Annotated in this window: 17 protein-coding genes; 10 read left to right on the forward strand and 7 right to left on the reverse strand. The window is 54.0% G+C overall.

The window, feature by feature from the left end; translation table 11 throughout:
* Window positions 1–51 precede the first annotated feature (51 nt).
* From DOM66_RS04880 to DOM66_RS04895, 4 genes are all read left to right on the forward strand, one after another.
* Window positions 52–1,209, forward strand: a complete 1,158-nt coding sequence (locus DOM66_RS04880; RefSeq protein WP_157958987.1) for a hypothetical protein — start codon at window positions 52–54, stop codon at window positions 1,207–1,209.
* Between the two features lie 81 nt (window positions 1,210–1,290).
* A complete protein-coding gene (locus DOM66_RS04885; RefSeq protein WP_110674228.1) occupies window positions 1,291–2,088 on the forward strand; it encodes a cyclase family protein in 798 nt (265 codons plus the stop codon).
* Complete coding sequence (locus tag DOM66_RS04890; RefSeq protein WP_110674229.1) at window positions 2,088–3,065, forward strand: fumarylacetoacetate hydrolase family protein; 978 nt, start codon at window positions 2,088–2,090, stop codon at window positions 3,063–3,065. Before DOM66_RS04885 ends, DOM66_RS04890 begins: the two co-directional genes overlap by 1 nt.
* A 50-nt stretch (window positions 3,066–3,115) precedes the next feature.
* A complete protein-coding gene (locus DOM66_RS04895) occupies window positions 3,116–3,610 on the forward strand; it encodes a hypothetical protein (protein ID WP_110674230.1) in 495 nt (164 codons plus the stop codon).
* A 250-nt stretch (window positions 3,611–3,860) separates the two neighbouring features.
* Here the strand turns inward: DOM66_RS04895 and DOM66_RS04900 are convergent, their stop codons facing one another.
* The 5 genes from DOM66_RS04900 to DOM66_RS04920 all read right to left on the reverse strand — a co-directional run bounded on the left by DOM66_RS04900 (window position 3,861) and on the right by DOM66_RS04920 (window position 6,919).
* Window positions 3,861–4,142: a hypothetical protein gene (locus DOM66_RS04900; RefSeq protein ID WP_245392356.1), complete on the reverse strand. Its 282-nt coding sequence runs from the start codon at window positions 4,140–4,142 to the stop codon at window positions 3,861–3,863.
* A gap of 76 nt (window positions 4,143–4,218) precedes the next feature.
* Window positions 4,219–5,370 (reverse strand): DUF3275 family protein, encoded by a 1,152-nt coding sequence (locus DOM66_RS04905; protein ID WP_110689413.1) that lies wholly within the window; start codon window positions 5,368–5,370, stop codon window positions 4,219–4,221.
* 103 nt (window positions 5,371–5,473) lie between these two features.
* Window positions 5,474–5,863, reverse strand: a complete 390-nt coding sequence (locus DOM66_RS04910) for a hypothetical protein (RefSeq protein ID WP_110689414.1) — start codon at window positions 5,861–5,863, stop codon at window positions 5,474–5,476.
* A gap of 83 nt (window positions 5,864–5,946) precedes the next feature.
* Window positions 5,947–6,564: a hypothetical protein gene (locus DOM66_RS04915; protein ID WP_110689415.1), complete on the reverse strand. Its 618-nt coding sequence runs from the start codon at window positions 6,562–6,564 to the stop codon at window positions 5,947–5,949.
* A gap of 94 nt (window positions 6,565–6,658) precedes the next feature.
* On the reverse strand, window positions 6,659–6,919 hold the full coding sequence (locus tag DOM66_RS04920; RefSeq protein ID WP_110689416.1) for a hypothetical protein: 261 nt from the start codon (window positions 6,917–6,919) through the stop codon (window positions 6,659–6,661).
* A gap of 620 nt (window positions 6,920–7,539) precedes the next feature.
* On the opposite strand from DOM66_RS04920, the gene DOM66_RS19480 reads away from it, so the two are divergent.
* The 5 genes from DOM66_RS19480 to DOM66_RS19490 all read left to right on the forward strand — a co-directional run bounded on the left by DOM66_RS19480 (window position 7,540) and on the right by DOM66_RS19490 (window position 14,869).
* Entirely contained in the window at window positions 7,540–8,115 is a 576-nt protein-coding gene (locus DOM66_RS19480; protein WP_157958988.1) for a hypothetical protein, read from the forward strand.
* Window positions 8,116–8,242: 127 nt separating this feature from the next.
* Complete coding sequence (locus tag DOM66_RS04925; protein WP_110689417.1) at window positions 8,243–8,803, forward strand: lasso peptide biosynthesis protein; 561 nt, start codon at window positions 8,243–8,245, stop codon at window positions 8,801–8,803.
* 509 nt (window positions 8,804–9,312) lie between these two features.
* Entirely contained in the window at window positions 9,313–11,289 is a 1,977-nt protein-coding gene (locus tag DOM66_RS19485; RefSeq protein WP_157958989.1) for an ABC-three component system protein, read from the forward strand.
* 2 nt (window positions 11,290–11,291) lie between these two features.
* Window positions 11,292–11,879, forward strand: coding sequence for an ABC-three component system middle component 1 (locus DOM66_RS04935; protein WP_110689419.1), 588 nt, complete (start codon window positions 11,292–11,294; stop codon window positions 11,877–11,879).
* Window positions 11,876–14,869, forward strand: coding sequence for an AAA family ATPase (locus DOM66_RS19490; RefSeq protein WP_157958990.1), 2,994 nt, complete (start codon window positions 11,876–11,878; stop codon window positions 14,867–14,869). Before DOM66_RS04935 ends, DOM66_RS19490 begins: the two co-directional genes overlap by 4 nt.
* A 270-nt stretch (window positions 14,870–15,139) precedes the next feature.
* On the opposite strand, the gene DOM66_RS04945 is transcribed toward DOM66_RS19490, so the two are convergent.
* Together DOM66_RS04945 and DOM66_RS04950 are read right to left on the reverse strand one after the other, a co-directional pair.
* Complete coding sequence (locus DOM66_RS04945; protein WP_245392357.1) at window positions 15,140–15,733, reverse strand: RES family NAD+ phosphorylase; 594 nt, start codon at window positions 15,731–15,733, stop codon at window positions 15,140–15,142.
* 193 nt (window positions 15,734–15,926) lie between these two features.
* Window positions 15,927–16,151: a hypothetical protein gene (locus DOM66_RS04950; RefSeq protein ID WP_110689422.1), complete on the reverse strand. Its 225-nt coding sequence runs from the start codon at window positions 16,149–16,151 to the stop codon at window positions 15,927–15,929.
* Window positions 16,152–16,710: 559 nt separating this feature from the next.
* Here DOM66_RS04950 and DOM66_RS04955 point away from each other — a divergent pair.
* Complete coding sequence (locus DOM66_RS04955) at window positions 16,711–18,384, forward strand: ATP-dependent nuclease (protein WP_110689423.1); 1,674 nt, start codon at window positions 16,711–16,713, stop codon at window positions 18,382–18,384.
* Window positions 18,385–18,460: the final 76 nt, after the last annotated feature.

Raw genomic sequence — 18,460 nt, forward strand, 5'->3', positions numbered from 1 at the left:
AAAAAAGCATCTCGAATATCATTTCGATACAATAACTATAGAGAGCTCACGATGTCCAAGAAGATCAACCTCACGGGGGTCACTGCGATCTCCCTTCTCATAGCTCAGCCAGCCCTAGCCCTGACACAGCCCTCGCACACTCACGGGGCCGAGCAGCCTCAGTTACCTCGACTTTCCCAGGGGGCGCGCTCACTGATCAATCTCGGCGACGCCGGGCTGCTGCACCCCTTCTTCTCAAACGAAAAGTTTGGCCAGGCGCAGTCGCGGATGGGGGCGGCACGCTTTGCCTATGGCGCCAAGGACGGTAATCCAACACTCGATGATTTCCGTGAGGATCATGATGTCCTGATTACTCCTCTCAATGTGATGATCGAGCTGCCTGCTTCTTCCGGGGCCAGCTTTCTGCGCATCAATGGGGAGTATACGTACGGCAGTTCCGAACCCCATGCGCTGGACCTGGAGGACGAACTTTATCACGGCACCATCGAATTTCTGCATTTACCCAACGAAAATATCATGTGGGGTGTCGGGCTGATTACCAATAATTTCGAGAGCGAAGACCAGCTTAGCGGAACCAAGGTGATCCGGGATAGCCGAGGCCTGCGTCTCGACTACCTGCAGAAGTTCAACGACCACTGGGGCATTGCCACACGCGGACTGTACCTGTGGGGGGAAACCGAGAATCGCGTCTACGACGTTCCCACCCCCTATGGGGCCGCCAATCTCCGCCAGAAGCAGGATGACGATCGCTACTATCTACAGGCAGATCTGGTCGGCTCCTGGCTCGGAGACGAGACCAGCTGGCTGCCGGACGGCACGCTGGCCCATCCCCGTTTCGGGGTGCTCTACCACCACAGTGACCTGGGTCGAACCACCCCCCGCCTCGGCGACATCGACCTTCCGGAAGTCACCGGAGTCAACGGCGCCAACGAGGACTTCGGCCTGGCCTGGGCGCACTTCACGCTGCAACGGGCGCCGCGTCAGACATTTGGCTTGCAATGGCTGCCCAGCGCCACGATCGGTATCGAACAGGAATACGCGAATACGCTGAACGAGCTCAACGACGAATCCACCTACGCCGTGATCGGAGCAGGCCTCACCGCGTCCATGTATGGCCAGGGCGTCTTTTTCGACTACAAGCGCTATCAGGGCGTGGACAGCGACAAGATCGACGACGTCTTCGTCACCGGGGTCACGCTCTCATTCTGAGGCGCCCGGTCCTTCCCTCGCGGCGCGGACCGCCAAAGCGCTCAGTATTTCGACAACGTCAGCCTCACTATGGAGACCATCATGCTGACCCAAGGCAAGATATTGATAGACCTGGCGGTAAGTCTCACCGCCGGCATCGCCTCGGACCCGCCCGGCCTGGGGCCGCAGATAGACTATATCGATCATGACCAGGGCGCCCGTGACTTCGAGGAGATCTTCGGCATCGGCGTTGATCAGCAACTGGAGGGCAAGGGCGCAGCCGTCGAACGCTGCATGATGAGCACCCACGCTGGCACCCACATGGACGCTCCCTGGCACTATCACCCCACCATGGACGGCGGCAAACCGGCGATGACCATCGACGAGGTACCGCTGGAGTGGTGTATCGGCCCCGGCGTCAAGCTCGACTTCCGGGCGTTCCCGGACGGGCACCGGTTGAGTGCCGCCGAGGTCGCTGCCGAGCTCGAACGTATCGGCCACGAACTGAGCCCCGGAGACATCGTGCTCGTCAACACCCGGGCCGGCGAACGCTATGGCCAGGACGACTACGTGGCGTCGGGGTGCGGTTTCGGCCGCGAAGCCACGCTCTATCTGACCCAACGTGGAGTGAAAATTGCCGGCACGGATGCATGGAGCTGGGATCCGCCCCTGGCCAGTCAGGTGGCGCGCGTGCGCGAAACTGGCGATGCCTCGCTGTTCTGGGAGGGCCACAAGGCGGGAGCGGAAACCGTGTTTTGCCATATGGAGAAGTTGGGCAACCTCCATCGGCTGCCCGCCACCGGCTTCGAGGTCATGTGTCTGCCGGTGAAGATCGCCCGTGCCTCGGCCGGCTGGTGCCGGCCGGTCGCGTTGGTGCCCACCCAACCAAGGAGTGAATGATGCGATTCGCGACGCTTGCCAATGGCCATCCTGATGGCCGCCTGCATCTGGTCTGCCGCCGCAACGCCATAACGGTGCCGTCGGAAGCAGCCTCGACGCTACAGGAGGCCCTGGAGCGCTGGGAGGCAGTGGCACCGCACCTTGAGGCGCAGTACCACCGACTCAATGAAGGCTGCCTGGACGATGCCCGGCCCTTCGATCCTGCCGAGGCCATGGCGCCGCTGCCTCGGGCCTGGCAGTGGCTGGACGGCTCGGCCTTCGACAGCCATGGCGAACTGATGGAGCAGGTCTTCAAGCTGGAGGCACGCCATGCGCTGGGACGACCGCTGATGTATCAGGGCATTTCCGACCGTTTCCAGTCATCAGTTGAGCCCAGTGCGTTCCCCTCGGTGCAGGACAACATCGATTTCGAGGGTGAGTTCGCGGTAATCACCGGGGCAGTCGGGATGTCCGCTGATGCTGAGACCGGCATGGAGGCGATACGCCTGATTGTCCAGGTCAACGATTGGAGCCTGCGCTACCTGGGACCGATCGAGATGAAAAGCGGATTCGGCATGCTCCAGTGCAAGCCGCGCTGCTCGATGGCACCGGTTGCCGTGACACCCGATGAGCTGGGCGCCAGCTGGCGGGAGGGGCGTGTCGCACTGGACCTAAGAATCTCCGTCAACGACGCGCCGTTTGGACACCCCAACGGCGCTGCCATGGCGGTGGGCTTTCACGAACTGGTCGCCCACGCGGCCTACTCCCGCGATCTGCCGGCGGGCACGGTGATCGGTTCGGGCACCGTGTCGAATCCCGATTTTCGCCAGGTGGGCTCCGCCTGCATTGCCGAGCGTCGCGCGGCGGAAATCTTCGACTTGGGTGAAGCACGCACGCCTTTCCTGCAGGCTGGTGACCGGGTCCACATGGAGGCGCGCCAAGCCGATGACACGCCGCTGTTCGGTGTCATTCGCCAGCAGGTGATGGTTCATCAATAGAACCGAGAGACACGGGAATGACAACCACACAACAACCCAGCGAGAACGCCATGACTCACGAACTGAAGCGCGCCATCAGAAAGGAGGCAGCGATCGCCGCCGTAATCAGTGCCCTGATCAGCGCCGCCTTCGTGTTCGCCCTGTTCGGCGATAGCCACCCGGCACCGCTGTGGGGGCCCAGGGGCGCCGCCGTCGACTTTCTGCCGCAGACCTTCATGCTGTCGTTGATGAGCGCGCTGTTGCCTGCGTTGACGACACGCCGCAAGTTAGCGCGAGGGCAACTGGACGCGGTGGCCGGCAGGACCTGGCGACTGCCGCGTCATCCATTCGCGCGCAGCCTGCTGATTGCCCTGCTGACGACCCTGGCGGGTAGTCCTTGCGGCACTGTCCTCTTGTGGGCCATTGCCGGGGCCAACATCGACTTTGCCGTGTTACTGGCGGCCAAGATGGCCTACGGCGCGCTGGTTGCGACCTGGGTGGCACACGCTAGCATCCAGGTCACTCTGGCCTATGCGAGACAGCGAGCCCTTATAGCTCAACCTTAACTGGACCCCAAAGAGGATCAACATGATTTTGGCGCCGCGACACTTAGAAGACTAATTCAGGAATATTCCTGAATCGAAATGGCAAGCGTGGGCCCTAGAGAATAGCGACTTCAGGTGCGGCTAATGCCGTTCTCATGAAACTCTATGACAATACGAATGCGCTTTGTGATGGAAGCGAGCTTAAGGCATGCCCCTGAAAAGGCCTCGCTCCTTATGGAGCGAGGTCAGATAGCAAGATTTTTGGATTGGTTCAGTCGGGCACGAATTCCCCCTGGTAGGGGTCGTACCGCAGCGTCTCGCGATCCTCACGGATCGGCGTGTGCCCTGCCTTGTAGATGTTGAGCAGATAGCGATCCCGATAAGCGACAGCCTCTTTCGCGGCATCTGCAGGAATACCCTCCTCGATGAAGTAATCGACCAGCTCTTCGTCGGACGACACCTCGTCGTTGGACAGCACATCTTCGATGTTGCAAAGCTGCTGTTCCGAAAGGTCTGCAAACACAGCCGGGTTGGGTTCTTGATTCATGTCCATGATGCTCTCCAGGGGTGGAGGGACGAGTCGCCCCCATCGGGGCGGCTTCGTCCCTAGGGGGTTAACTGAATCTGAGTTAGGCCGCTGCCACAGCTGAATAGATCCAGGTCTGTGTCGCGGTATCGAGTTCATAGCCGAGCTGCTTCAGCCGATAGATCTGGGCACGCAAGCTGCCCCGATCGACGGTGGAGTCCAGCTTTACGCTGTCGCCCAGTGGCCACTGGTGCCCGAACAGCTCGATGTCTTGATCATCCGCCTGGGGCCGACGCGTCGGCTTGGCTTCGGCGCTCGCCTTGATCGGTTGATCGGTCGATGCCTGCGGGCGGTTTTCCTGATGAACCTGCTTCAGGAATTCCGCTGCCAGGCGCGCCGCGCCGGAGGCGCGAAAGATAGCCTTCTTGTCCGACTGCAACACCTCGATCCAACTGGCGATGTAGGCGGCATCAAAGGCCTCGTTACGAATCCCGAAGTGCCCGCACAAAAAGGCTGAGCCCATCTGCGCGACCAGCTCCTCGAAGGCGTATTGCGGCGAACCGAAGTCATCGAACTCGGTGATACCAGGACGCGCCAGCCGTGACTCATGGCCGGTGGCGTGGGTGAGTTCGTGCAGAGCCACGCTGTAGTAGCTCTCCGAGCTGTGGAATCGCGACTTCACGGGTAGCAGCACCCGATCTTGCCTTGGGAGGTAACCCGCCTCGTCTCGATCCAGCGAGTGCGTAACCTTGATGCCACAGCCCGAGATGAAATCGTCCAACGTCTCGAAGCCGTCGAAAGCCTCGCCACCAGCCGGCGGTGGATTGGTGATCGCATCGGGAAGCCCGTCGCACTGGTCGACGTTGAAGAGGTTGAACCCTCGAAGAATCGCGAAGCTCTTCTCCTTGGGATTGCCCTCCTCGTCCAGCACCGGATCGCCGGCGTCATCAAGGATCTGGCGCTTCATGGGTTTGTAGAAACAGGCCAGCGTGCTCCGCTCTCCCTTGCGCACCGAACCGCCCGCCTCCTTGGCTTGGCGAAAGGTGAGCCACCGGTCCTGCGAATACTTACGCTTGTCGGCCATGCCCCATAGCAGCGGCACGTTGATGCCCTGGTATTGCCGCCCGGAGACAGCGTTGCAGGGAATGAGTGGCGTCCGGCTGGACGGGTCCCAAGGATTGCCAATGCCTGGCAGGTATCCCGCTTCGAGACTGTCCAGAATCTGGTTGGTGATCGCTTGGTAGATATCAGACATCGTCAGCACCTCAAGCTGACGACCGGGATTCTCGCCCGCCGGGAGAGGATCCCGGTCGGGGTGGAGGGAAAAGCCCGGCGAACCGGGCTCATTGGGTTAGAGATCAGGCGGCGAGGCGGTCTCGCCCTCGAAGCGAGAACACCAGCACGTGCTTGTCGTAGAGACGTTCGATCTCGGCGTGCACCTCGACGCCTAGGGGCAACAGCAGTGCCCCCGAGCGGTGAGGCGCGCATACCTCGAAGTCGAACGCGCGCGCCCCTGAGGGGGCGTCAGCGAGCTTCTGGCGAGCCTCGGTCAGGAAGGCGTCCAGGCGCTCTATCCAGTGCAGCTGATCCAGCGCAGGATGAAGCGATGCCGCTGAGTCGAAGAGCGCGGCCACCTCGTTGATGAGTGGCTGCTCCATCTGCACCATCACGTCGTGACGTTCAGGGCAAAGTCCTAGGCGTTGCGCTTTGGCAGTGAGGTCGATGCGGATAGTGGCATTGGATTGCATGAGAACTTCTCCTCAAAAAATGGGGAAGTCCTCGCCCCATGGGGAAGGAAACTTCCCCATGGGATGGATGCTGCTTGAGTGGATCAGCCGACGACCGTCGCCCGCCAGGTGTTGCGGTGAGTGCGGACCTTGCGGTGCCCTACCACGACGCCATGGACGTTGCGGACCGGCTCGGAGACGTCGACAGGGGTTTTCCCGATAAACTCCAGGATCACCCGCTGTCCGACTTCCAAGTTGGTTTCACGCGCCACGCGGCGCAGATCGACGCCCCACACGGTACGTTCCTGGCCTCGATCGTCGCGCAGGGTGATGTAGAAGCTCAGGCGGTTACCCGACTTGAACTCGTAAGGGGCGCTGCCCAGGGCGACGATAGTCCCATCATCACGACGCTCCGAGTTGGAGCCGGCAGACGTATGGCTTTGCGTCCGAGTGGAGCGCTTAGGCCGAGGTTCGACGGTCGAGCGACCGAGAAGATCCGCGGGCGCGGCAGCGGCGACCCGGAGCAGCCAGAAAGCACTGACTGGGCTCCAGAAGCTGTTCGGCAAGGTACGACCGAGCAGACCGATCTTGACGATACCGAGTGCGTTGAGCCACCACAGCGACACGAACGTCAGCCACGTCCACCGCAGTGGCTCGGGGATGACATCGGGCAGCATGATGACCAGCAGCGCGGAAAGGTTGAGGAACTGATGGAGTTTCATGGTGTGGCTCCTGAAGTGAGGATTCAGGAGATACACCAGCCCCATCGGGGAGGTGTTCCCCTGATGGGTAGTAACAAGCGATGGGAGTAGGAGGCTAGGAGAACACCTTCAGCAACGTCATGACGATGCTGAGAACGCCAACCGAAGCTGCGATCATGCCGCCAAGGCGAACAGTGAGCCGCGTCTCCAACTGACTGATCTCCTGCTTCAGATCCTGCTTGGTGGCAACTAGATCATGCTTAGTCGCAAGGCTCTGATTCATCTCGCTCTCCAAGGCGTTGACGACATCTAACGCCTTCTCGTCCGATATGTTCACAGACCGCAAGGCGTTGTACAGAGCAATACCGATTTGCATAGGGAATCTCCTGATTTCAAAGGGAGATTCCCCGCCAGGGAGATCTCCCTGGGAGGGTGAGTTGCATCCGGCTCACGAGGAGCGCCGTCTCTCGGGATGCGTTACGGCTTCGGGATTGCCCGAAGGCAAAGGGCGTCACTGATAACCGTCAGTGACCAGCGGCTTACGAGCTGAGGATAGCTGGAGTGGATGATGAGCTGCAAGAGCCGCCTGTCAGACCGGCACTGCCCTGTCCTCGCTGAACGCCAAACGCGGCCTCAAGCTACTGCGATAGTCTAAATGGGTGGAACTTGAGAGAACATTAATTTACATTCGCAGAATACAGTCGTGAGAATAGGATGCGCTAGCCCGCCCCATGCTCACGGGTTGATATCCCGATGGGATGGGCCGCTTTCGACCCTGAGCGGACATCTCGGCGAAAGCGGCATGCTGGTTCAGCCGTGTTGTACACGCCGCCACGATGATTGATGCCATGCAGCCTAACCATACCTAACTTCTTTTAATTCCAGAGGGATAGATAGAACATGGCATGCGACATGACACAAATGAACGTGCGAGCGCGTTCAAGTCAATATACGAGCTGGCAGCCTAATATCCATTAAGTGCGACAAGGACATGTAGTGGAAAATAAGTATGTAACTTGGGCGGCTTTAGCTGTTTCAATCTGTGCATTAGGCTCATCTATGGAGAGTTGTTCAGTTTCTCGGGAAGCGTTGAAAATACAACATGAACAATATATTTCTCAGTCAAAAACGATTTGGGAAGCAACTATAAATGAAGAAAACAACGCAGTTGCAATAACACCTTCGAATAAAAAGGTTTCTCTTCTAAGGGCTAAGATACACTACCCGACAGAAATATCAGACACCGACTGGCCAATTGAACCTCCTAAATATAGGTTCTATCTAACGACTCCATTTTACAACCTTAAAGAAATGCTTGAGGCAAAAATACCAAAGGAAAAACATCATGTGGCATTATACATCTCAAGCATTCCCGTCATTATAGAGAGCTATTACACTATTAATGGTGAGAGCCATTATGAGAAAGCATTATACAGCCTTGAATACAGCGCATATATATCAGATAAAGAGTGGGAGCAGCCATCAATTACAGTTAAAGGTTTACTCTTCGTGAAGAGACTTGCTCAAGAGATTAAACCAAGACAATATTTAGATAATCTTGCGGACAATTAACACTTAACAGGGCGCGGCACCTGACCCATAAAGGTAAACACTTCTTGTGTTTCGCTGCGACTAACCACACACGAATACGCGCTACGCCTTGTGGCGAGATGAGCTTAGCATTAAAGAGAGTGATGACATGGAAAATTGGTTAGCAACTATCAATCGTAATATTCATAACAAAAATGACGAAATCGTTTCTCAAGTATATTCAAGGATGCTTCAGCTTATAGTTAAAACCAAGAATAAAGGCGCTTGCCATAACACATCTGCCGTTCTACATGTTATATTGAATGAGCTTGGTATTAATAATTCACTTTGTATCGGTGAAGTGAAAACGGGTGAGAAATATTTCGACCATTCGTGGATAGAGATTGATGGCAAGATCTATGATGCTGCGATTTGCATGCCATTAGATGGTGGTCGCTATCATCCTCCAGTGTTTGCTTCCATAGATTTGGATAGCGAAACTAAAACCGAGCTGGGTTATGGTATCCCTTCTCCAGGAGGGTTGGATGATCCAGCTAAGAGCATAGCGAAAACAAGCTTAGGTGACTATGCATTACGAACCCCCATTGCTAATCGCTTGTGGCTTATGGCAGAACAGCTTGCTTCAGAGTTAGGGTATAAACTAGATGCAGAAAAATTGGAGCATAAATACGCTTCAAAGTTTCGTGTATTACGTCCGGACTCTCTCTAACCGGGCGTTATGCTTCTTCAAGCCGGCATTGTGCCTCTTCTAAGTGAAGTATTTCGATGGTTAGAAAGAGCGCCGTTCCTCCGGATGAGTTACAGCTTCAGGATTGCCCAAGGGCGAAGAGCGCCACTGATGACCGTCAGTAACCAGCGGCTTACGAGCTGAGGATAGCTGGGTTGGATGATGTGCTGCAAGAGTAACCAATATGACCGGCACTCCTTCTTCTTCTCTGAACACCAAGCGCAGCCTTGAACTGCTGCGATAGTCTAAATGGGTGGAACTTGAGAGAACATTAATTTACATTCGAAGAATACAGCCGCGAGCATAGGACTAGCTGATCCGCCCCATGCTCACTGGTTCATATGCCGATAGGATGGACCGCTTTCGGCCTAAGCGGACAGTCCATCACAGACAAAAGCCTGTTCCTATATCCGACGTGGGTGTGAGCATCGAGCAGGTGGTGAGTTGCCGGAGATGCCTTACGCAACTAGTTTAAATTGAAGGGAAGCGAGATGCTTAAAAGGTTCCAGCTTGAGTCGAAAAGTCGCTACGAGAAGCTGGTTATTGCTCAACGTTTGTCTGACATGCTTGATAAGTTTCTGGACGGGCGCATTGCCCCGTTACGCATTGGCGCAGAGCAAGGCGGTATCGCCGATTGGGACGATGTGGTCATTCACCATAACGACGAGCACTGGGAACACCTGCAGATCAAACGGCAAACTAGCTGCTTCAGTGACAAGCATATAGATAAAGCCGAGTATCTAGCATCTTACAAGCCCCGAAACACCTTGAAAGACATTGGAGCTGCGACAGAAACTTCCTCTGAGGAAAAGCGCAAGCCTCCTTCTGAGGATAAGTTCGACTCCGAGTTGGAAAAGGTGTTAAAGAGTCTGGCAGTTTGGCAGCCCTCTGTGCCAGGGGTAAAACCCTCAAAGCGCACCTTTTCGCTGACTCTGCCCGGACCTGAGGTTGCGATCAAAGGTAAGGCCAAAGAAATTATCACAATCAACCAGCTGCGCGATGTCTGGAATCTTTGTTGCAAGGATGGTGTTGATACCGATGCGCTCTCCCAGCGCAGGCATAAGCCCACTCAGAATGTCTACACATGGCTAACGACATGGTGTGGGTTCAAAGACTGGGATCATGTTGTGGAAAAGATGCAAGTGCTTGAGATCCACTGCATCGGCGATGAAAGCACACTGGAAACGAGAGCGATTGATTCGCTCGGCAGGCATTTCAAGGATCCAGCAATTACTTTAAGTGTGTTGCTAGATTATATTTCGGACAGTACGACCGACACCAATGCTGTGAGTTGCCATACTGCCGTAAAGCATCTTCAAAAGCTGCTCCGAACAGATGTTAAAACTTGGACGCAATACTTGGTTAGTCCTATACCATGCCAAGGCTGGATAGTCACTGGTACTCACGATTTGGGTAGTACGCCGACCGTGGCTCCTTGCCATCCTGCATCACAAATTGTTACTCATTACTGGGCGGACACCGTTCCTAACAGGAATCTTCTACTCCATGCTGACTACGTCCGCCCCGTTGCCCAAACCACCTCCCTGATCTCAGCCATCCTTCGACTTGCATTGCATCTGAAAACGGGCAGTAATTCCTTGCTTCTTGGTATGCTTGCGTGGCGCCAAGGTGCAAACAATGAATTAGGTAGTACGCTCGGGGTCAAGGAAAACGATATTGACGACCTCCCATGGTTTGATAATACCGAGGCACTTTCCTGTGCAATGGGGCGCGAGCTGTTATCGCCCGTCGGTACCAAAGACGAGTCAGATGCGCTTCACAGCGCGATGGATGCCCTGGTATGGCAACAGCTCCAGTATTGCATCGAAAAAAAGCTGAACGAGATTGCCGACTACGATCTGTCAGCTGCCATGGCAGAAAAGTGGCAGATCTGGCGAGGCGATTTAGATTCAGATCCGGATGCCCGCCTTCTTTTTTTTGAGCAGATGATGTACCCCCAAACCGAAGGCATAAATACCAAGCACGCCTTGCGCATTGGACCCCGCACTGTGGAGCTGATGGAGACCGCGATCGTCATGCTGTTATTGACGTGCGTGGGCCTCGATATCGCCGGCGCTCATTGGCGTTCGATCCCGACGATTGGCGATGTGCTTAGCATCGCTGTACGCTATTGGTCTGGCGAAGCGTCCGACCATGCCGGGCCCCGGCTATTGAGTGAAGACAGTCTGCGGCAGGTGTTAGGCCAATCCCCGCCCTGTGTAGTTATCTTGTCAGGCGTTGATGCATCTGCGACAGATCTGCTTGGGGCAGGTATGGCAGAGGATTTTGAAGTAGGCCATAGCATGGCAGCCGAACGACAACCCCGCCTACTTGTTACCCGATTCCAGGTTTATAGGCAGCTACGAGCAGGGTCGCTGGTCACACTGCAAGCACATTTTCAAAAGCACTGGAACGCTTGGCGTCTGGCTCGCGAAGCGGCAATAGAAGCTTGTGGAAAAGGATACTGATCATGATGACGCTCCAACAATTGGCTGCGGCGATAAGTCAGCGTGCTGAAGGACGATATGAAGTACACGTCGCCAATGCGATGGATTTACCTGGGGTTGAACAAACCTCAGAGATCTTGCGGCTTAAACGCTCCTGTATAGACAAGGCAGGCTGGCGAACCGTTTTATTGATCGAGCTTCAATCGAGCGCAGTACAAGAGGCCCACCAATGGGCCGCGGACGTACGTGACGTCTTGCCGGAACCGGAAACCTCCGATTTGTACATGTTTCTTCTGATCAGCGACGTCACAAATGACGCAGCAATGCGCATCGAGACAGACGACCGATTCTGTCGAAAGATCGTGGCGCGGCAGTCTGAAGATGTGATGGATTTTCTTGACCGCACTTTCCTGGCTGCACTCGATCCACCGGGGAACGTTGAAACTCTTAGCGATCCTTTGGTATCGGCGTTGAAGTCGCTTTCCGATGATCTCCCATGGACTGTCCCTTATATCAGTGCGTGGAAAACGGAACTTCTCTCTAATACAAGCGGCGCGGATGTCGTCCGAGCCCTGAGCGATTCGCTGCGCAGCCGCGAGGACCAGCGATGAGCAAGTTAGATTCGATCAGCCTGTCGAACATGCGCAAGTTCGGGCCAGATGTCACCATTGAGCTGAGTCCAGGAGCAACGATTTTGCTCGCGCCTAATGGGACGGGAAAAACCACAGTCTTTGAAGCCATCGAATTTGGCCTTACTGGGGAGATCGCCCGCCTGAGCGACGACATTCTGCATGTGATTCGTGATGATCAGGAATTTGCCAAAGTCAGTTTGAATTTTACCGGCATTACCGCGACATCCCAGGTGACAGCAGCTGGGGAGGTTAGTCGGCATGGAGATCTGACCGCGCTTTTCCCCGGCATTCCTGAGAAAGACGTCCCATTCTTGCTTCGGCTGACGCATCTACTTGATCAACGAGAGAATGAGTGGATCGTTAAGGCCGAAGAAAAGGAAGCTGGCTCACAACTCGCCCGACTTCCGATTGGCCGTGACGGTTCCCGTGCCCGCACGACGCTTGCTGCGGTTCGACGGTCATTGAATGATCAGAAAGCTCGTGAGGAAGAGGTGTTAATTGATTTTGAGAAAGAACTGAATGAATGGAACCGCCTGATTCAAGAGCGTGATGCCGCTGCCACTGGGGCAGTCGGCGCTCTGCGTCCGCGGGATCAACTTGTCAGGGCGATCTCTCAAGCCGCGACACAGACGCAGTGCCTCGATCAGATACCAATCGCTTTACTCTCAGAGCCAGTGAGTCAGAACACATTGACTCTCGCCCATTCCGCTCTCGTCGAAATTTTGCATGCCAAAATCGAGCGTGTGAGAGTGCTGATCACAAATCTAGCTAAGGCAGACGATTTGGTCGAGAACTTCAGTTCCGTTAGTTCTTGGCTTGAGAAGCTGAATGCCCAGCTCGTTTCAACGAAAAAAACTCGCGATGCACACTCGAAAGTCCAGTCTGAAAGCGCCGCTCTACTACAGGAGCATCAGGCTAACATCCTTCTCGCGCGGCAAGAACGTATCAGTGTGGGGCAAGAGCTGGAGCGTTTGGTTAATGAAGCCAGCGCCCGACAACAGATAGATCATCGCAATGAAGCGTTGGCTGAGGCAGCTAACGCCGTTGGTCTAGCAGAAGATCGTTGCCGGCATCTGCGAGAGCAGTATGAGCGCCATCAGCAGGTTCGCAACCAACATGCTGAGGTCGACAGTCAGCTTCAATCGCTTGATCAGTCCGAGAAACGGATGCACGAAGGCCAGCGATTGGTCGTCGAATGGGAGGCTACCGAAGAACGGTTAAGGGAAAACCGCAGAGAATCAGATCTTCTTGAAGAGGTTCTGGAGCATTCGGGCGCGATTTTAGCTGAAAAGCGCGCGGCACAGGAGGCTTGTAAGACCTCTGAATCCGCTGCCAAAATTCACTATCAAGCGTTGAGTTCTTCCACTGACGCGATTCGCCAGGCGGTGGCCTCTATTGCAGAGCATCTACCGCCAGACCAAGATAGTTGTCCGCTTTGTTTGCAGCCTCATGGCGTAGCAACGCTGCAAGAACGTGTTGCCAAGGCGTTGCAGGCGATAAATCCTAATCTCACATCCGCCGAGCAGCAATTGAGAGCTGCTTCAGAGGCGTTGATTGCAAGTGAGGCCGAAGTGGCTTCTGCCCTCGAAGCGGTACAGCATTGCCAGGCAAAGCGCGGTGAATTGGATGGCAATCGTCAGAACTTAGAGCGACAGATTTTAGAGTTACGGATCGATCCGATTCTGGCTAGTGATTCCGTGCTATTGGCTAAAGAGTCTCTCAGGGTGCAGTTGGAGGGAATCACAGCGATCCGGCGGAACCTTATAGATCGGCGCTCTTCGCTGCAGCCTCTAATAGCCCCCGAGGTCCTAGTGCAGTACCAGTATGCTTACGAAGGGGCGGTAAATACGCTCGATCAGACTCGGGTGCAGCATAGCGAAGCCTTGACCCGACTTGATCAAGCAGTCAAAACGTTATCTGATCTAACGTCCAGCGCTCCACATGCTCGGACTCTCGAAGAGCTGACGATACAAAGAAATCAACTTGACCAGCGAATTAGAAATCTCAATGGAAAAGTGGATGCTGTTCAGTCAGAGTTGGACGCTCAACAAACTCAGCTGTTGGAATTCAACAGCACTATTCGAAGCACAGAAGGAGAGATCAGGCAAGCTCAGTCTCAGCTCGCCTCGCTTCGAGCTGACTGGCAAGGGCTTGCACTGACAGGAGATCCGCTCGCTGAGACTGCCCAGGCCAAGGCTAGTGCGTTGGCCGTAACTTTGTCTGATCTTGAGAACCACCTTGGGGCGTTAGAAATTATCGGCATAGAGATATCCGCTTGGGCCAAACTGAATGAGTCGCAACTGGCACAACGGCTTATCGATGCACAGAGACTTGATCGTTCGGAAGAGAGTTTTTTTGCCTATATCAATGACAGAATCGTTGTCTCTCGGCGAAAGCTATCCTATTTAACCAAGCTGTCAGATGCCATGGGTTCGCTGGATAGCTTCCTCAAGCGGGAGATAGGAAACGTCCAAAAGCATGTCAGCAAGGTTGTTCCGCGCTGGCAGGCGCTCCTAAAGCGAGTCGTTCGAGAGTCAAGGTTCCACGAAGCAAGCCTCAAGTTTTTCAATGCCTATAACAAGGACCGGGCCGAGGTCTCGGTGCCTCTGGGCAGTAAGTCGGCGCCGGTACCAGACGTTGCGAGTGAGGCCCAGCTGACGGATCTTCAGTTGACCTTCCTACTTTCAATGGCCCTGAGTCATCAATGGTCACCTTGGAAAGCGCTTCTGCTCGACGACCCGACCCAGCACCATGACCTAGTGCACGCGTCTGCTGTTTTTGACGTGCTGCGCGACTATATCGTCGATCATGGATTCCAAATCGTCATCGCTACCCACGATGCTTTGCAAGCGCGTTATTTCCTGCGCAAGCTCCAAAATGATGGCATAGACGCGAAAATTTGGAAACTCGTGCCGACCGAGCATGGGGTTACCGCAGAGGAAGGGCATTGGAAGCAGCGCATAAGATGAGGTGAATCTTCCCTAGTTTTGTAGCCACTTCAAAGTGGCTACTTTTGGCTGAAAGCTGAATTTACCGGGGAGCAGATCTACACCGGCGAGTCCAAACTAGAACGCACTCAGCGGCTAGTCCCGGAGGGGCTACCCTTTTGCCCTTTCCCTCGTCCGGCCCTTTGGGGTTTCCCTGTCCAAACAACCGGATAACCCCCTTCCCCTTACTCCCCCTTCCCTTCACCCCTTTTGGCCTGGCCCTTTACCCCTTTCCCACCGAGGGATACTCGCTCATGGCTGGCTCACAACATTGACCGCGGTAACCCCCTGGTTCCAGATCATCTCAAGGTGGGAGGATTGCACGATCGAGTGAACAGGTCGCGGGCTCATAAGTCCCCAGCACACCGCACCCTGCTGCCTAACGGATGGATACCTCATGCCAGGCATTTTCTGGTCGCTGGCCGCGGCGCCCAGCGCACGACTGGCGGTATAGTCGTCCGGGGCAAAAATGGGATCGTCCAGCGGTAACTGACAGAGGTCCAGAAGATTGGCTTCAGAGAACTCGCAGATCAGCTCACGGAACACGAAACGGTCAAAGCCCAGATCAGGGACGTTGTGCCAATAAGCCTCTTGGTGGTGGCGAACTTCGGCGATGGCCGTATCCAGGCAATCAGCCAGGTACAGCACTCCAAAGCTCCCGCAGCTGAATTGCGAGCCGCTGGTATTGAGGTGGGTGAAGGCCGCGACCGCGTATGTGCAGCCCGGTATGCCGAATGGAATGTCTGCCCGCTCGATGAGTGCTAGGTCGCCTGCTTCAGCCAGCGGCCGAGGGTTGGTAAGCGCCTGGAGCTGATGCAGCGCGTCGAACTCTTCCTCGTCGGCCACTTCCACCTCAGTGGATAAGGGAGGACATCGGGCAGCATGATGACCAGCAGCGCGGAGAGGTTGAGGAACTGATGGAGTTTCATGGTGTGGCTCCTGAAGTGAGGACTCAGGAGATACACCGGCCCCATCGGGGAGGTGTTCCCCTGATGGATAAGGTCCAGAGAACGCCGCAGCGACGAGGGCTAGATCGCGATCAGTTGAAGAACTTGATCGCTGAGAGGAAACCGACAGCGGCGACCAACATGCCACCGAGACGAATCGTGAGCGTTTGCGTGATGCGCTGCTCGAAATCCCTCAGGTCTTGCTTGCTGGCGATATCCCGCATGTCATCCTCCAGGGCGTCAATCACATTCCTGGCCTTATCGGCTGGAACATCGATCGCGCGGAGCGCGTCGTAGAGGCTTATCGAGTGCTTCATGGGAATCTCCTGAATTTAAAGGGAGATTCCCCGCCAGGGAGATCTCCCTGGGAGGGTGAGTTGCATCCAGCTCGCGAGGAGCGCCGTCTTTCGGAATGCGTTACGGCTTCGGGATTGCCCAAGGGCAAAGGGCGTCACTGATGACCGTCAGTCACCAGCGGCTTACGAGCTGAGGATAGCTGGAGTGGATGATGAGCTACAAGAGCCCCGGCACTGCCCTGTCCTCGCTGAACACCAGAAGCGGCCTCGAGCTACTGCGATAGTCTAAATGGGTGGTACTTGAGAGAACATTAATTTACATTCGTAGAATACAACCGCGAACATAGGATGAGCTGATCTACCCCATGGTCACGGGTTGACATGTCGATAGGGTGGGTCGCTTTCGACTCGAAACAGACATGGTGGGAACCCTAAGCTCCATTAGTAATATCAAGTAGCTTAGGTGTATTATTGGAAATATGTCTAATTAGACACACCCACAGATTTTAATAGCATGGACAATTAAGCTTTTGAGCTTAGCCTCATCAATCACCACCCCATATTTTAAAACAGCGAACCAATGAAAGCCATTAATTTAAAAGAAGTCAGAATATCCAATTATAGAAGCATCAGAGATGAGCAGATCCTTCTCATTGGTGATGAATCCACCTTTATCGGGCCAAACAATGCCGGCAAAACTAACGCATTGCGAGCAATATCTATTTTGTTTGGTGGGTATGATAATTTATATGGTTATGATCGAGATGAAGATATACCCTTTGACCGCCAGTCAAAGAAGACTTCAATTATAGGAAATTTCGAGATTGCCGAATCGGAAAAATGGTTCTGGGAGTCAATAGATCGACTCCACGAACTTCAAGGTACAACAAGAGAAACAAATGAAATTTCGCTCTACCTGTATTTTACAGACACTAGCACGCCAGTATATAACTTTTTCACCAACGTTAAACGACCTCAAGATAAAAAGGCAGATTATAGTAGGATTCTAAGGGGGCTGGTGAATGAATTTGTCTCAAAATTTCAAGTTGTCTATATACCTAGCGAAAAAAGTATAAGCGATCTCTATAAAACCTTGCTAGCACCAAGGCTTAGTTCAAAAGCTGCGGCCATCCTCAGCAGTGCAATGAAAGAGCTCAATGAAGAATTGGACTCTATAAATAAATCTATAAACGAGACTCTTCGAGCATCGAATATCAATAAGGCTAAGGTTCAGATTGAGGTTCCAGGCGGCAGCTTGGAGAATATTATTGGTCAATTTAGCCTTGCCGTTACAGATGAAGTAAAAACATCATACTTAAGCAAAGGACGTGGACTACAAGCTGCTATATTCTATGCCAGCCTCCATTGGATCGATGAACGAATCAAGGAATCTGGTCAGCATCCTGTCTGGCTGATAGAAGAACCGGAAAGTTATATGCACCCTGAGCTAGCCAATAGCAGCAAGGATATGGTTCGAGACCTATCGAAAAAAAGCATTTCAATTGTAAGTACGCATTCGATGCAGTTTATGCCTAAGACAGCTGAGGGAATTCATGGCTTTAGCATCTCTTCCGGAAGCACCAGAGTTGATCGATACATGAAGTTTGAGGATGCTTGTAATACTCTCAAGAGATCGCTAGGCATTCGCTTTAGTGATTATTATGGTTTAGCAGATAGCAACATTTTTGTTGAGGGGAAGTGGGACGTATACATTATCAAGCAGTGCGGAAGAAAAATACAAGAGCTCTCCGGGCATCCTCTTCCTTTACTCCTAGATTCTCTTGTTATAGATAAAGAGGGTACTACCGGTTTATCTGGATTCATCAAGGCCGTATACGAGCACGTACGTAAGGAAGTTGCGGCTGTTACATTGCTAGATGGCGACCCGGCAGGTGTAAAGGCACGTAGGGAATTACAAGGTTTTTTCTCTGGAAGAGGAGAGTTTGTCTCTAATAGAGATTTCGTTTCTGTTAGAACGGGGTATGAAATGGAAGGGGTTTTCCCAGATGAATGGATTAAAGAATGTTATTCAGAACATGAAGGCTGGTTCGATGATTGGAGCGTAGATGCAAGTGATGCGGTTGAGCCATTCTCTATAAAGGACAGCAAAAAAGAAAACTATGCTAAATATATGTGCTCTAAACTTCATGCGATCGAAGTGGGTGATGATATATCTAGTGAATTAGAGGAGCGCCTATTTAACCTTTTTTATGTGTTAGAGGATGCTTTGTCCGCGCAAAGTAAGAGGCTATAGCAAATGAATCAAATATCTCCGCGAAAGCGTCGCACTAATTCATTCGTGTAATGCGCTAGTAAATTCGGACGTTAGA

Source organism: Salinicola endophyticus (assembly GCF_003206575.1).
GTDB classification, from domain to species: Bacteria; Pseudomonadota; Gammaproteobacteria; order Pseudomonadales; family Halomonadaceae; genus Salinicola; species Salinicola endophyticus.

What these genes read in the sequence shown, in the direction of transcription:
- DOM66_RS04880 (WP_157958987.1), top strand. Translation starts at nt 52, where the DNA reads ATGTCCAAGAAGATCAACCTCACGGGGGTCACTGCGATCTCCCTTCTC.
- DOM66_RS04885 (WP_110674228.1), top strand. Translation starts at nt 1,291, where the DNA reads ATGCTGACCCAAGGCAAGATATTGATAGACCTGGCGGTAAGTCTCACC.
- DOM66_RS04890 (WP_110674229.1), top strand. Translation starts at nt 2,088, where the DNA reads ATGCGATTCGCGACGCTTGCCAATGGCCATCCTGATGGCCGCCTGCAT.
- DOM66_RS04895 (WP_110674230.1), top strand. Translation starts at nt 3,116, where the DNA reads ATGACTCACGAACTGAAGCGCGCCATCAGAAAGGAGGCAGCGATCGCC.
- DOM66_RS04900 (WP_245392356.1), bottom strand. Translation starts at nt 4,142, where the DNA reads ATGGACATGAATCAAGAACCCAACCCGGCTGTGTTTGCAGACCTTTCG.
- DOM66_RS04905 (WP_110689413.1), bottom strand. Translation starts at nt 5,370, where the DNA reads ATGTCTGATATCTACCAAGCGATCACCAACCAGATTCTGGACAGTCTC.
- DOM66_RS04910 (WP_110689414.1), bottom strand. Translation starts at nt 5,863, where the DNA reads ATGCAATCCAATGCCACTATCCGCATCGACCTCACTGCCAAAGCGCAA.
- DOM66_RS04915 (WP_110689415.1), bottom strand. Translation starts at nt 6,564, where the DNA reads ATGAAACTCCATCAGTTCCTCAACCTTTCCGCGCTGCTGGTCATCATG.
- DOM66_RS04920 (WP_110689416.1), bottom strand. Translation starts at nt 6,919, where the DNA reads ATGCAAATCGGTATTGCTCTGTACAACGCCTTGCGGTCTGTGAACATA.
- DOM66_RS04925 (WP_110689417.1), top strand. Translation starts at nt 8,243, where the DNA reads ATGGAAAATTGGTTAGCAACTATCAATCGTAATATTCATAACAAAAAT.
- DOM66_RS19485 (WP_157958989.1), top strand. Translation starts at nt 9,313, where the DNA reads ATGCTTAAAAGGTTCCAGCTTGAGTCGAAAAGTCGCTACGAGAAGCTG.
- DOM66_RS04935 (WP_110689419.1), top strand. Translation starts at nt 11,292, where the DNA reads ATGATGACGCTCCAACAATTGGCTGCGGCGATAAGTCAGCGTGCTGAA.
- DOM66_RS19490 (WP_157958990.1), top strand. Translation starts at nt 11,876, where the DNA reads ATGAGCAAGTTAGATTCGATCAGCCTGTCGAACATGCGCAAGTTCGGG.
- DOM66_RS04950 (WP_110689422.1), bottom strand. Translation starts at nt 16,151, where the DNA reads ATGAAGCACTCGATAAGCCTCTACGACGCGCTCCGCGCGATCGATGTT.
- DOM66_RS04955 (WP_110689423.1), top strand. Translation starts at nt 16,711, where the DNA reads ATGAAAGCCATTAATTTAAAAGAAGTCAGAATATCCAATTATAGAAGC.